The organism is Ruegeria profundi (genome assembly GCF_049800715.1).
In the GTDB taxonomy this organism is placed as follows: Bacteria; Pseudomonadota; Alphaproteobacteria; order Rhodobacterales; family Rhodobacteraceae; genus Ruegeria; species Ruegeria profundi_A.
In genome coordinates, this window is sequence record NZ_JBNAFO010000002.1 from 200768 (window position 1) to 213351 (window position 12584).

Annotated in this window: 12 protein-coding genes and 1 riboswitch; of the genes, 5 read left to right on the forward strand and 7 right to left on the reverse strand. The window is 59.1% G+C overall.

Going from position 1 to position 12584, the window contains the following annotated elements; genetic code table 11:
* Nucleotides 1-46: 46 nt before the first annotated feature.
* Both ACP15L_RS04840 and ACP15L_RS04845 read right to left on the reverse strand, forming a co-directional pair.
* Nucleotides 47-1621 (reverse strand): 5-guanidino-2-oxopentanoate decarboxylase, encoded by a 1575-nt coding sequence (locus tag ACP15L_RS04840; protein WP_425083338.1) that lies wholly within the window; start codon nucleotides 1619-1621, stop codon nucleotides 47-49.
* Nucleotides 1621-3069: a TrkH family potassium uptake protein gene (locus ACP15L_RS04845; protein ID WP_170487681.1), complete on the reverse strand. Its 1449-nt coding sequence runs from the start codon at nucleotides 3067-3069 to the stop codon at nucleotides 1621-1623. Before ACP15L_RS04845 ends, ACP15L_RS04840 begins: the two co-directional genes overlap by 1 nt.
* Here ACP15L_RS04845 and ACP15L_RS04850 point away from each other — a divergent pair.
* Nucleotides 3068-4039, forward strand: coding sequence for a hypothetical protein (locus tag ACP15L_RS04850; protein ID WP_425083339.1), 972 nt, complete (start codon nucleotides 3068-3070; stop codon nucleotides 4037-4039). The two genes, ACP15L_RS04845 and ACP15L_RS04850, sit on opposite strands and share 2 nt — an antisense overlap.
* A 133-nt stretch (nucleotides 4040-4172) precedes the next feature.
* Here the strand turns inward: ACP15L_RS04850 and folE2 are convergent, their stop codons facing one another.
* Nucleotides 4173-5276: a GTP cyclohydrolase FolE2 gene (folE2, locus tag ACP15L_RS04855; protein WP_425083340.1), complete on the reverse strand. Its 1104-nt coding sequence runs from the start codon at nucleotides 5274-5276 to the stop codon at nucleotides 4173-4175.
* Nucleotides 5277-5482: 206 nt separating this feature from the next.
* On the reverse strand, nucleotides 5483-6673 hold the full coding sequence (metZ, locus tag ACP15L_RS04860) for an O-succinylhomoserine sulfhydrylase (protein WP_425083341.1): 1191 nt from the start codon (nucleotides 6671-6673) through the stop codon (nucleotides 5483-5485).
* 65 nt (nucleotides 6674-6738) lie between these two features.
* Nucleotides 6739-6816: riboswitch (SAM riboswitch) on the reverse strand.
* A gap of 132 nt (nucleotides 6817-6948) precedes the next feature.
* Here metZ and ACP15L_RS04865 point away from each other — a divergent pair.
* Nucleotides 6949-7884, forward strand: a complete 936-nt coding sequence (locus tag ACP15L_RS04865; RefSeq protein ID WP_425083342.1) for an alpha/beta hydrolase — start codon at nucleotides 6949-6951, stop codon at nucleotides 7882-7884.
* A gap of 23 nt (nucleotides 7885-7907) precedes the next feature.
* Complete coding sequence (locus ACP15L_RS04870) at nucleotides 7908-8597, forward strand: glutathione S-transferase N-terminal domain-containing protein (protein ID WP_425083343.1); 690 nt, start codon at nucleotides 7908-7910, stop codon at nucleotides 8595-8597.
* Nucleotides 8598-8625: 28 nt separating this feature from the next.
* Here ACP15L_RS04870 and ACP15L_RS04875 read toward each other — a convergent pair whose 3' ends face one another.
* On the reverse strand, nucleotides 8626-9525 hold the full coding sequence (locus ACP15L_RS04875; protein ID WP_425083344.1) for a hypothetical protein: 900 nt from the start codon (nucleotides 9523-9525) through the stop codon (nucleotides 8626-8628).
* A gap of 101 nt (nucleotides 9526-9626) precedes the next feature.
* Entirely contained in the window at nucleotides 9627-10007 is a 381-nt protein-coding gene (locus tag ACP15L_RS04880) for an OB-fold nucleic acid binding domain-containing protein (RefSeq protein WP_425083345.1), read from the reverse strand.
* Between the two features lie 127 nt (nucleotides 10008-10134).
* Here ACP15L_RS04880 and ACP15L_RS04885 point away from each other — a divergent pair, with 127 nt between their 5' ends.
* Together ACP15L_RS04885 and ACP15L_RS04890 are read left to right on the forward strand one after the other, a co-directional pair.
* Nucleotides 10135-10458 carry a 2Fe-2S iron-sulfur cluster-binding protein gene (locus tag ACP15L_RS04885; protein ID WP_170376365.1) on the forward strand — a complete coding sequence of 108 codons (324 nt, stop codon included), beginning with the start codon at nucleotides 10135-10137 and terminating at the stop codon, nucleotides 10456-10458.
* Nucleotides 10458-11225, forward strand: coding sequence for an FG-GAP repeat domain-containing protein (locus ACP15L_RS04890; RefSeq protein ID WP_425083346.1), 768 nt, complete (start codon nucleotides 10458-10460; stop codon nucleotides 11223-11225). The genes ACP15L_RS04885 and ACP15L_RS04890 overlap by 1 nt, the downstream gene beginning before the upstream one ends.
* A gap of 80 nt (nucleotides 11226-11305) precedes the next feature.
* On the opposite strand, the gene purD is transcribed toward ACP15L_RS04890, so the two are convergent.
* Nucleotides 11306-12568 (reverse strand): phosphoribosylamine--glycine ligase, encoded by a 1263-nt coding sequence (gene purD, locus ACP15L_RS04895; protein WP_425083347.1) that lies wholly within the window; start codon nucleotides 12566-12568, stop codon nucleotides 11306-11308.
* Nucleotides 12569-12584 lie beyond the last annotated feature (16 nt).

A 12584-nucleotide genomic window follows, 5' to 3' on the forward strand; every position in this document is an offset into this window, starting at 1 on the left:
TGAAAAAGCCGCTGCGCATCCGCGCGGCGGCTTCTTTGTTTCCCGACTAAAGAATATCCGGCGTCACATAAATCAATGTCGGCCCCGAGGCCTGAAACGCGGCTTTGACTGCCTCCTGCATCTCATCCACAGTTTTAGGCGCACTCGACAGCGCCCCGAACGCTTCGGCCAGTTTGCAGAAATCAGGATTGCGCGCCACAACCGCGTTTGGAGAGATCTGGCTACGGACCATGCTGTCCTCGATCTCTTTCAGCTTACCGTTGTCCCATAGGATAATCGGCAACGGCAGGCCCAGTTCCACCGCCACGCCCAGTTCTTGCATCGTGTAGTGGAACCCATAGTCCCCGGCGATTACCGCCGTTGGCCGCCCGCGCCGCGCCACTGCCCCACCGATGCCAGCGGGCAACGCATAGCCCAAGGTGCCAAAGCCGGTCGGATGGTGCCAATGATGGGGATAGGCCATGTCCCAGACCTCTTTCGCGGCATAGGCGAATTGAGTCATGTCGGAATAGATCATGGTGTCGGCAGGCATCGCGGCGCGCAGCGCATCAGCGACGGGCACGATACTCGGGCGCTCTGCATCGACCTCGGCCCGCCAACGGGCGCGTGCCACGGCGACTTCCTCAGCCGTCCATCCCGTCGCAGGTTTGGCGCTTTCGGTAACGGCCCACAAGGCAAGGGCAAAGCTGACACTGTCGGCCTGAATTTTGACAGCAGCGCGATGGCGATCCGACAGTACCTCAGGGTCCAAGTCGACGCGGACCAGATGCGCCGAATGGCCAAGCTCTTCCCGCCAGAGGTCAACCTCGCCCAGCTCGGCTCCAACAGCGATCACCAGATCGGCCGAGGCGATCACCTCAGCGCTGCCGGGCCTAGGCAGCATCGCACCAAAATCCAAAGGATAGTTCGCCCCGACCATGCCACGCCCTGCGTAGGTGGTGAAACAGGCCGCCCCCAGCTGGGTCAAGATTTGCCGCCATTCGTTCGATTTGCAACCACCACCCAGAATGAACAAGGGCCGTTTGGAGATGTTTAGCAAGGACACAACCGGCGCGACGTCCGGGGCAAATACCTTGGGGCGCAAGGCCGGTTGGTTCTGGAATGGCGCGGGATCGGCATCGCCCTCAAGCTGCGCAATCGGTACTTGAATGTGCTTTGGCCGCGGACGCGAGAGTTCGAATTCCTCAAACGCGCGCTCAACCAGACCATAGGCAGCCTGCGCAGTGTTCGCCTGTGCCGACCAATCCGCGACCGTGCCCGCCGCCCCTTGCTGGTCCTTCATCTGATGCAGTTGGCCCCGCTGCGCCTGCGTCTCATCGAGACAGGATGACAGCACCAGCATCGGGACCGAGTCGCTATAGGCCTGCCCCATCGGCGTCATGATGTTGCACAGCCCCGGACCCGTTATGACATAGGCAACGCCAGGCCTACCCGTCGCCCGCGCATAGCCATCGGCCATGAAACCGGCGCCCTGCTCATGCCGGGCCAACACATGGGTGATCCCGGCCTCTTCTATGCCGCGATACATTTCCTGATTGTGGACGCCGGGGATGCCAAAAATCACATCCACGCCGCGATCCCTCAGCATGTGGGAGATTTGCGCGCCAAGGGGTCTTTTCATCAGTCTCTCCAGAATTGGACGGTAAAGATTGCGTAGACGGCCAACAACTCGAGCCGGCCGACTAGCATGCCTGCGGTCAACAGCCATTTTGCGGTGTCGTTCAGACCGGCGAAATTGCCCGCCGGGCCGATTTGACTCCCTAACCCCGGCCCGACATTAGCCAGCGCTGTCGCAGCGCCCGAAACGGAAGTGATGAAGTCCAACCCGGTCAGCGCCAGCGCCCAGGACAAAATCCCCATCGACAGGACGAAGAACATGAAAAAGCTCATGACCGAGGTCAGAACGTCGCGGCTAACGGGTCGCCCGTCATAGAGCGGTACGAACACCCCATGCGGCGACCGGATGCGACGGATCTGCGTTTTGATCGACGCAAAAAGAAGCTGATAGCGAAACACTTTGATCGAACAGGCGGTCGATCCGGCGCAGCCTCCGATCAGGCCGATCAAGAAGAACAACATGATCGGGAAGCTGCCCCAGAGCATGTAGTCGACACTGGCATAACCAGTGCCCGAGATGATCGAGGTGATGTTAAACAGCGACTCGCGCAGGGCCCTTTCCCAATGGTGTGGAAAGACCGAGGTCAGGAACACGGACATCACGACGACCAGTACCAGAATGGTTGCCAGAAAGGCGCGGATCTGACTGTCCTGCCATAGCGACGAGGTGTTGCCATTGGCCAGTTGCACATAGCGCACGAACGGCAATGCCGCGAGGATCATAAAGACCGAGGCCGCGTATTCCGCCGGACCACTGAAGGTCGCAAACGAGCTGTCGTAGTTCGAAAATCCGCCCGTTGCGATGGTAGTCATGGCGTGGACCGTCGCATCAAAGAATCCCATTCCGACGGCCGCATAGACAAGGCCGCAGGCCAGTGTCAGGAACACGTAGATCAGCGAGATCTGGCCCGCGATCTCCTGCGCGCGGGGAAGGATTTTTCCCATGGTTTCAAACCCTTCCGAACGGAAGATTTGCATACCACCGACCCGCAGCTCAGGAAGGAAAACCATAGCCACAACGATGATCCCGATGCCGCCCAGCCATTGCAGGATACCGCGCCATAGCAGCAGGCCCTGCGGTAGGTCATCCAGACCCGAAATCACGGTCGATCCGGTGGTGGTCAGGCCAGACATCGCCTCGAAATACGCGTCGACAAAGCGCAGCTCGGTCTCGCCAAACAGAAACGGAATTGCTCCGAACACCGGCAGCGCGACCCAGACGCCCGAGGTCAGCAAAAAGGTCTGACGGATGGTCAGACCTTCTCCTACGCCATTGGCGCAGCTCAGCGCAAGGACAACGCCGGTCAGAACGGTGATGATCGCGCTTTCAAGAAAGACATGCCACTCGCCCCGCCCCTCGATCATGTCGGCAAGCATAGGCAGCAGCATGGTCGCCCCTAGAATGGCGACCAGCATGCCAATCACATATCCGACCGGGCGAAGATCCATCATGACGCGCAGCGTTGGCGCGCCAGCCCGACCGTGTCAAGCAGATGACCCCGATTACTCGTCGGTTTTCGCAGCAACCTTTGGCATCGCGGGCGGTTTAGACGGCGCGCGCGTCTTGCGAGGGGCCGGTTTAGGGGACTCTGTCGTCGCTGCAGCCGCTTTAGCCGGTGCCGCGCTTGGTGCCTTGGCCGCGGGTTTTGGCGCAGTCTTGGGGGCCGCAGGAGTTTTGGCCGGTGCCGCCTTTTTAGCCACGGTCTTTGCCGGAGTTGCCTTAGCCGCAGGTTTAGGTGTCGCGGGCGCAGGGGCAGCCTTGGCCGAGGGTTTGGACGTCGCCGGTGCAGGCGCTGCCTTGGCAACTGTTTTGGGCTTTGCTGATACTGGGGCAGCCTTAGTAGCCGGTGTGGGCTTTGCTACTTCAGGCGCAGCCTTACCCGCCGGTTTAGGCGTCGCAGGTGCGGGGGCAGCTTTGGCGGCTGCGGGTTTTGCCGCTTGGCGCGGTTTGGCGGTGAATTTTGCAACCGGTTCGGCCTTAGGCTTCGATGCGGCGGGTTTGGATTGCACCTTCTTGGCAGTCGAGGCCCGCTTAGCCGGAGCAGGTTTTGCGGCCGGTTTGGCAACAGGTTTAGGTGAAGCCGCACGTTTTGCTGCAGGTTTGGCCGGCGCCGGCTCCGATGCTGTATTGCGCAGCACGTGCAAGGGCGCCATCGGCAGTTCCATGGCCGACCGGGCCATGATCTGCATAATCTTCATCTGGCTGACCACGGCGTATCCAGCCACGCGCATTGCAGCCGCCTGCAGCTCCAACGGTTGGGAAATTGGGTTCATGACATGTCTCTCCTGTAAATGCGATGCAGCCGGAACACTGAGAGAGGGATGCCCAGCCCGCGCCGATCACTCGGGCGGTTGGCGGGGTCTTGCAGTCCAAGGCGTCGCACGTCTCGGCTTCCTTCCGGGGGGCGGCACACCCGTATAGACGGGCAAGCGGCAGCTGCATTCCCTGCCTTGATAGCCCATTTACTGCGCAGACGCAGCAAGTTTTGCTGCATTGCGGCGAAAAAGCGCTGTTTTTGGAACTACGCGGCTAAATTTTCCGCATCCTCACGGGTTTAGCCCACGTGGAATAAGGTCGTGAACAGACGCGGATCAAGGCTGGAGGCCGCAAATGTAGGCCCTTCCGTCAGGATCGAGACCGCATCATGGCTGTGCAGGCTCTCCTGATGGCTGGCGATCACACGGAAATCGCCCACGTGATGATCGGCCAGCAATTCGGCACAGAACAGGCGCGCAGCGTCTTCGACAAAGATCGGATTGGCCGCGTTCAACTCGGCAAAAGCCTGTTCATCCTCGCGCTTGACCATGACCTGTGTTTCCGTCGGGACCGCACGGCGGCACAACTCGATCAGGTCTTCAAACCACAGGCAATCAGCGTCGCAATCCACCAACACTGAAATCCGCGCGACCGAGCGCTGCGAGTGCGGCGTTGCCAACTGTCCGCGCTGCGACCTGGCATGCTCGCTCAGTTCCAGCGAGCAAGGACAGGTCGAGGAATAGACATAGTCCAGATGCATGATCTTCTGGCGCACACCGTTCTGTTCGATCAGCTCCAGTGCGATGTCGTAATATTGGTAGCCCTCGAGGCCAGAGCGCAGGCTTTTAACCTTGGCCGGATAGGAAAAGCGCATCTGCAGACGCGCGTCGAAACTGTCGAGGTCGGTCAGATAGTCGCTCAGCGCCGCTTCCATCACCTCAAAGCTGAAGGTCCGCTCGGCGTGTTTGTAGAAGGACCGCATGATACGGGACATGTTGATGCCCTTCTTCTCGGCCTCGAGGCTCACCGTGCCAGTGACTGAAGTCTCGAGCGTCAGATCGTCCCCATCCTTGCGGTGAAAACGGATCGGCAGGCGAAAGTTCGAGATGCCCACGTGTTGGATCTGCTGCTTGGCCCCCCGGATCAAGCTGGACGGGCCGTTTTGCAGGTCGGGCAATGTTGCCCGATACGCCTCATCCGCGACAAAACCTTCGGGGTATTCACGTGACAGGGACGGATAGTTCACCGCCGACATGCCGGGCACGAGCCGCGCCAAGGACGGGTCTAGCTGGCTGATCTCGGCCGCAGGCGCGGTCTTGGCCCATTGCCGTAGCAATTTCAGAGCTTCAGCGGCCTGTTCCCGGTTTGGGGCGTCGTCGATGTCACGGGGGTGAACGTTCATAGGCTGAGGTTCCTCGGTTGGCCGTCGAAATTAAGACGGCTGAAGTTCAGTATCCAGTTTAACCCGATACGGGCCAATTAACAGGATGGATCGAAAAAACCCAGCGTAAATCCGGCATTCTGCGCGCGGCAGCGACACATTGTGCCGCCAGTTTCCACGGATCAGAGAGGCAGGCTGCACCACCTCTCTGCCTGTCACGGCGCCTGCTAGCCCTGCGAAACGTCCAACGCATGTTGGATATCGGCCAACAGGTCATTTGCATCCTCAAGACCAATCGACAGGCGGATCAGACCGGGTGTGATGCCCAGCTCATCTTTCTGTTCATCACTCAGACGCTGATGGGTTGTGGTTGCAGGATGGGTCGCGATGGATTTCGCATCCCCCAGATTGTTCGAGATCACCGGGATCGTCAGCGCATTCAGAAATGCAAATGCTGCGTCCTTGCCGCCCTTGATATCCAAAGACAGTACGGTTCCGCCCTTGCCCCCGAGCTGCGTCTGCACCAGAGCATTCTGCGCATGGGTTTTCAAACCCGGATACAGCGTCCGCTCCAGTGCCGAGTGACCTTCCAGCGCCTCGGCCACCGCCTGCGCCGTTGCGGCCTGCGCGTTGACCCGCAGGGCCATCGTCTCAAGACCCTTAAGCATGATCCACGCGCTAAACGGGCTAAGTGCACCGCCGGTATGCTTCATGTAGGGTTCGACCGTGCCGCGGATAAACTCCTTGGTGCCAAGGATCACACCACCCAGCGCCCGGCCCTGCCCGTCGATATGTTTGGTCGCCGAATAGATCACCACATCCGCGCCCTGCTCGACCGCGCGCGAGAACACCGGTGTCGAAAACACGTTGTCCACCAGAACCAGAGCACCAACCGAATGGGCCAGTTCCGCAACGGCGGCAATGTCGATCACCTCGAGCGTCGGGTTTGACATGGACTCGAAGAATACGGCCTTAGTGTCGGGGCGGATCGCCGCCTTCCACTGGTCAAGATCGGTTCCATCGACAAACGTCACCTCGACACCATAGCGGGTCAGGATGTTTTCCAGAATGAACAGGCACGACCCGAACAGCGCCTTGGCCGAGACCACATGGTCCCCCGCCTTCAGCATCGAGGTCAACGCACCATTGACAGCGGCCATGCCGGAGGCGGTGGCAAAGGCATCCTCGGCCCCTTCCAGCGCCGCGATGCGCTGTTCGAACATCGACACAGTCGGGTTGCCATAGCGGGCATAGATGAACTCATCCGGGCCACATTCCAAGAACCGGGCCTCGGCCTGCTCGGCAGTGTCGTACACGAAGCCCTGGGTCAGGAAGATCGCTTCGCTCACCTCGTTGTACTGACTGCGACGGATGCCGCCATGGACGGCTTGGGTGCGTTTGGTCCAGTTCTCGCTCATGTCATTCCTTTCGGCCTCGATCCCCGAGGCGCATCAAAAAAACCCCAGACGCGGTCAAGCGAAAGGGGCCTTTCATCCTGACCTTTTAGCGGTGTTGTTTAGCGTGGCCCGCAATCCGGTAACAAATCGCCACGTGGTGTTGTTGCCCTTAAGCCGCAGTTGCGAATTCGTCAAGCCCGGCGCCTGCGACGTCACGGTTCTGTAATCGTTCATTCACGGAAACGTCATAGCGCCATGACAAAGCGACACCACAACATCTTGTATGGGGCAGAGCTATGCCAGTAATCAGGATCAATGCTGTTAACGGACGTGCTGAGTTGCATGGTAGTTGCCGACCCTTGATCGATGCTGTGCAAGAAGCCCAGCAATCCGACGGGCCAGTCATTATAATGACCCACGGATACAAGTATCGGCCCGACGATGCCGGTGCCTGCCCACACAGGCATATTCTGTCGCTGCACCCCAAGGCGATGCCTTGGTACAGCCCCAGCTGGCCGCAGCATCTGGGCTTTGGCAGCGGGTTTGAGGACGAAGGTCTTGCCATTGCGGTTGGTTGGGACGCGCGGGGCCCGCTCTGGTCAGCGCAACGTCGTGCCGTTGAAGCGGGCAAGGTACTGGCTGACGTCATTCGCAAAGTGCATCATTTGAACCCAAAGCGTCCGATCCATTTCATCGGCCATTCCATGGGTATTGAATTGGCGCTGGAGGCTCTGCATCACATTCCACCCGGCGCGCTCAGCCGGATCATTTCTCTAACCGGGGCAGCCTATCAATCCCGCACCGTTGCGGCCCTGACCAAACCTGCCGGGCGCGCGGCTGAATTCATCAACATCATCAGCCGCGAGAACGATCTATTCGACTTTCTTTATGAAACCTTCATCCAGCCACCCCGTCTTGGTGATCTCAGCATTGGCGCGGGCCTGACGGCACCAAACTCGGTCACATTGCAGATCGATTGCCCGGACACGGTGGATCACCTGTCGGCGCTGATCTCCCCGCTCGCCGCGCCCGAGCGGCGTATCTGCCACTGGTCCAGCTACACACGCCCAGGCGTGCTACGCGTCTACAACGCCTTGCTGCGCGACCCCGAGCGCCTCTGCCTGCAAAGGCTCAAACGCGGTATCCCCGAAAAACCGCACAGGCGCTGGTCACGGTTTTTTGCCCTACCCCGCCCACAGGGCCTCTTGCCGTTTGCTCAGAAAGCTTCATGATCCCCTCAGCTTGAGGAGACATCATGATCGACCTGTATTTCTGGCCCACCCCGAACGGTTGGAAAGCCTCCATCGCTCTGGAAGAGATGGAGCTGCCCTACACCACGCATCTGATCAACATCGGTAAGGGCGACCAATTCGATCCGGAGTTTCTGAAGATCTCACCCAATAACCGCATGCCTGCCATAGTCGATCCGGACGGGCCTGATGGTTCGCCGATCACGGTGTTCGAAAGTGGCGCGATCCTGATGTATCTGGCCCGTAAAACCGGCCGGTTTTACGGCGCGACCGAACGGGACAGGGTTGCGGTAGAAGAGTGGCTGATGTGGCAGATGGGCGGCGTTGGCCCGATGGCGGGTCAGGCGCATCACTTCCTGAAATATGCTCCCAACCTAGAGCCTCCGCAGGACCTGCCCTACGCCAAAGACCGCTACCGGACCGAAGTCGCCCGGCTCTACGGCGTGCTGGATCGGCGTCTGGCCGAGAACGAGTATGTTGCGGGTGATTTTTACTCGATCGCCGATATATCTATCTGGGGTTGGGCGAGCCTTTGGGAGGGTCAGCAGCAGGTTTTGGACGACAAGCCTCACTTCGCCCGCTGGCTAGAGGCTGTAAGCGCCCGCCCCGCGGTTCAAGCCGGACGCGCCCTGCACGCCGAGCTGCGCGGGGATCACAGCAGTAAGCAAGCGCATAGTGTTCTGTTCAAGCGATAGCTGCGGCCCGTGCGCCAGCATTCGAAGCCTAGGCGAAAACATCGGCCATGTTGCGAACAACCGGTTTCTGACGCGCCACGATAAGAGCGACACTTGTCAGCCCAAACACAATGAATGGCGCCATCAAAACGTTTTCAACCCACGGGTAAACTGCATCCCGCTGTGGCAAGTCCTCGAACAGACGAGTGTGAAACAAAAAGGCCCGAGTGGTTAGCTTGGTGGCGAAAAGCGCGGACATAGCGACGCAGAATTGCAATGCGATATTCCAAAGACTGATCGGCTTTTCAAAATTCCTCACGCTGAGTTTCGATGTGCCAAGCAGAGTCGCGAATATCCACATTACGATACAAACTCCGACCGTGGTCGTCGTCGTCGGACTATTCAGGAATATGACCGACCCCAGAATTGTGCCCGCGATGACAAAGGCAAATACACATGCAATCTGCCGGGCGGAATAGTGCACTTTGCGCAGCATTCTGAACTGAACCGAGGGATCTTCATCACCTTTTGGCCAAGTGAGACGAAAGGCCCCCAATACAGCAAGGCAACAATACGAAGCGGCACACCCCAAAATGAAAAACTGCGCGATGTCATTGGGCGCGACCCAAGAGATCAACGGGGCATCAAGGACAATAAATCCGCTCAATATGACCAGAGCGGCGCCGCACAGGCATATCACGGCGTGAAACAGAACGTATCCAACTGTACCGGGCGAAACCACGTGCTCCATCAGTCTCGGCACGGCTAAAAAAGCCAGAATGAATGTCAGACCCGCAACGGGAAAATAGGCCTGAACGTCCAAATCAGTTCTGATGTTTCTATCAAGCTGCTGTATGAAAAACGAAATGGACAGGGCGATCACAATCAGAGTGATCACTACGGCAAATCTCAACAACAAACGATGCGTGTGGAAAATAAATGAACTCATAGCTGCCGCGTAGTCAGGGAATTGGGCGAAACTAAGACCTTACGCTTTCTTTGAGCGCGACTAGTGGCGATCGATTGGCAAGCACATAAAAATTGGAATTTTCAGGCCAACGCCCCCTCTCCCCGCACCAGAACATCCAGCATTCCCGAGATATCCTCGATCTCTTCCGCAATTACATGGATCACGGCGTCGGCCTTCTGCATTCGGCCCGTGACCCTCAGCAAACGCCCCGAGATCACCGCGCGGCGGAATTGCTCGTAGATCTTGCGCCAGACCACGATGTTCACGATCCCCGTCTCGTCCTCAAGCGTCAAAAAGATCACCCCTTTGGCGGTTCCGGGCCGCTGTCGCAGGATCACCAAACCCGCCACCGCCACCTGCGCGCCTTCGGGCGGCTGATCCAACCGGTTGGCAGGCAAACAGGCCGGCGGTCGGGGCCAGGTTCGGTTTGAAACATCAGGACAAGTCGCGGCAACAAGCATGAGAACAAAAATAGAACAATTGCGCAGAAAGTCCAGACGCGGCGCACAGAGTCGCAAATGAGGCTAGAAAGACCTAAATGCCTTGATTAAGGAAGAATTCGAACATCGCAAAAGGAAGACGCAAGCCATGGCAAAGATCACCTATGTCGAGCATAGCGGTACTGAACATACAGTCGACGTCGCCAATGGGCTGACCGTTATGGAAGGGGCCCGAGACAACAACATTCCCGGCATCGAGGCCGATTGCGGCGGCGCTTGCGCCTGCTCGACCTGCCACGTCTACATCCACCCCGACTGGGTTGAGAAAATCCCCGCCAAGGACGACATGGAAGAGGACATGCTGGACTTTGCCTATGAGCCCGACCCCGCCCGCTCGCGCCTGACCTGCCAAATCAAGGTCACGGACGCATTGGACGGTCTGGTTGTGCAAATGCCAGAAAAACAGATCTGATGCCCTCCAAAGCGCCGCGTCCCCCCGCCTGCCCCTGGCACCGTCGGGCACGCGGCGCGAAACTGATGTTGTGCCTTTGGCTGGCGGGCGCAAGCTCTGCCGCAGCATCAGAAGAAATCATCGAAGCCCGATTTGCTGAGCCCACGACGCGCTATGCCCATGGCGTATTGGGGGACGATGTGGAATACGGCGCCTTAGAGCTCCGGGTCGAAACTCGCGGTTCAGACAGTGCGCAAACGTTGCGGACGATACGCCTGCCCCAAGATCGGGTTTTCGAAGACCTTTCTCCTCGACTGGTGGACATGGACTCCGACGGAACGCCCGAAGTGATCGTGGTCGAGTCCCACGCTCAATTTGGCGCACAACTTGCAATCTACGACGAAAGCGGCACAAAGATCGCCGCCACCACGCACATCGGAACCCGCTTTCGCTGGCTTGCCCCGATCGGAGCCGCCGATCTGGATGGTGATGGCTATACCGAGATCGCTTATATCGACCGCCCTCACCTCGCCAAAACCCTTCGCATCTGGCGCTACAAAGAGGGTGCTTTGGCCGAGATCGCCTCTCTGCCGGGCCTAACCAATCACCGTATCGGCGAAGACTATATCTCTGGTGGCCTGCGTGACTGCGGCGAGACGCCAGAACTGATCACAGCCAGCGCCGACTGGTCACGCATCATCAGCGTCACCTACAACAGTGGATGGACCACGTCAGACCTCGGCCCCTTCACAGGCAGCAAAAGCCTGAACCAAGCGTTAAAGTGCTGATCCGCTCGTCATCTGGCTAAAAATATCCTGGGGGAGAGGCCGCAGGCCGAGGGGGCAAAGCCCCCTGACCGACATCAAAGTCAAAGCGCCCGCCACCCAATATCGCGCCGATAAAAGCCCTCGGGCCATTCCACGCCCTCAACCATTTCATAGGCCCGATCACGCGCCTCTTGCAGCGTCGCGCCACGGGCGGTGACATTCAGAACGCGTCCACCGACCGCTTGAATCTGCCCATCAACAGCCTTTGTCCCCGCGTGGAACACCATGTTGCTGCTGTCTTCAGGAAGGTTGTCCAAGCCCTTGATAAAAGAGCCTTTCTCATAGGCACCCGGATACCCGTTGGCTGCCATAACGATGGTCATCGCGTGATCATCGGCCCAGTTCACGCGCGTTTCGTCCAAACGCCCTTCGGCTGCGGCATGCATCAGGTCCATTGCCTGCGCGCCAAGACGCATCATCAAAACCTGACATTCGGGATCGCCAAACCGGACATTGTATTCCACCAAACGCGGCTGCCCGTCCTTGATCATTAAACCGGCATACAGAACCCCTTGGAACGGCGCGCCCCGGCGCTTCATCTCGGCCATGGTTGGGCGGATGATTTCATCCATCGCGCGCGCCTCGACCTCGGCGCTCAGAACCGGAGCCGGGGAATAGGCCCCCATCCCACCGGTGTTCAGACCTGTATCCCCCTCGCCCACGCGCTTGTGATCCTGCGCGGTGCCGATCGACAGGATATTCTCTCCATCGCACAGCACAAACAATGAGGCCTCTTCGCCATCCATGAACTCTTCGATGACAACCTCGGCACCTGCCCCACCGAACGCCCCACCAAACATGTCGTCAATTGCGTCCAGAGCGGTCTGTTCGTCCATCGCCACAATCACGCCCTTGCCCGCCGCCAGACCATCAGCCTTGACCACGATCGGAGCGCCCTGCTCTTTGATGTAGGCCTTGGCGGGCGCGGCTTCGGTGAACCTTGCATAGGCGGCGGTAGGCGCGCCGGATGCATCGCAAACCTCCTTGGTGAAACTCTTCGAAGCTTCCAACCGAGCCGCTTCGGCAGAGGGGCCAAACACCAGCACACCGGCTTCACGTAGCCGGTCGGCCACGCCAGCGGCCAGAGGGGCCTCGGGGCCGACGATCACGAAGTCTATCGCGTTGGCCTCGGCGAAATTGACCACCGCACCGCCATTCTCGATATCCAGCGAAGCGCATTCGGCGATCTGAGCGATCCCGGCATTGCCTGGCGCAACGATCAGACGGTCGCATTTGGGGTTCTGCATCACCGCCCAAGCGAGGCTGTGTTCACGCCCACCGCTGCCGAGAATAAGAATGTTCATAAGGTCGTCTCCGATC

Excerpts from the sequence above, each read along its gene's own strand:
- ACP15L_RS04880 (WP_425083345.1), bottom strand. The coding sequence starts at position 10,007 with ATGCTTGTTGCCGCGACTTGTCCTGATGTTTCAAACCGAACCTGGCCC.
- ACP15L_RS04875 (WP_425083344.1), bottom strand. The coding sequence starts at position 9,525 with ATGAGTTCATTTATTTTCCACACGCATCGTTTGTTGTTGAGATTTGCC.
- ACP15L_RS04870 (WP_425083343.1), top strand. The coding sequence starts at position 7,908 with ATGATCGACCTGTATTTCTGGCCCACCCCGAACGGTTGGAAAGCCTCC.
- ACP15L_RS04885 (WP_170376365.1), top strand. The coding sequence starts at position 10,135 with ATGGCAAAGATCACCTATGTCGAGCATAGCGGTACTGAACATACAGTC.
- ACP15L_RS04890 (WP_425083346.1), top strand. The coding sequence starts at position 10,458 with ATGCCCTCCAAAGCGCCGCGTCCCCCCGCCTGCCCCTGGCACCGTCGG.
- ACP15L_RS04865 (WP_425083342.1), top strand. The coding sequence starts at position 6,949 with ATGCCAGTAATCAGGATCAATGCTGTTAACGGACGTGCTGAGTTGCAT.
- ACP15L_RS04840 (WP_425083338.1), bottom strand. The coding sequence starts at position 1,621 with ATGAAAAGACCCCTTGGCGCGCAAATCTCCCACATGCTGAGGGATCGC.
- folE2 (WP_425083340.1), bottom strand. The coding sequence starts at position 5,276 with ATGAACGTTCACCCCCGTGACATCGACGACGCCCCAAACCGGGAACAG.
- purD (WP_425083347.1), bottom strand. The coding sequence starts at position 12,568 with ATGAACATTCTTATTCTCGGCAGCGGTGGGCGTGAACACAGCCTCGCT.
- metZ (WP_425083341.1), bottom strand. The coding sequence starts at position 6,673 with ATGAGCGAGAACTGGACCAAACGCACCCAAGCCGTCCATGGCGGCATC.
- ACP15L_RS04845 (WP_170487681.1), bottom strand. The coding sequence starts at position 3,069 with ATGATGGATCTTCGCCCGGTCGGATATGTGATTGGCATGCTGGTCGCC.
- ACP15L_RS04850 (WP_425083339.1), top strand. The coding sequence starts at position 3,068 with ATGACGCGCAGCGTTGGCGCGCCAGCCCGACCGTGTCAAGCAGATGAC.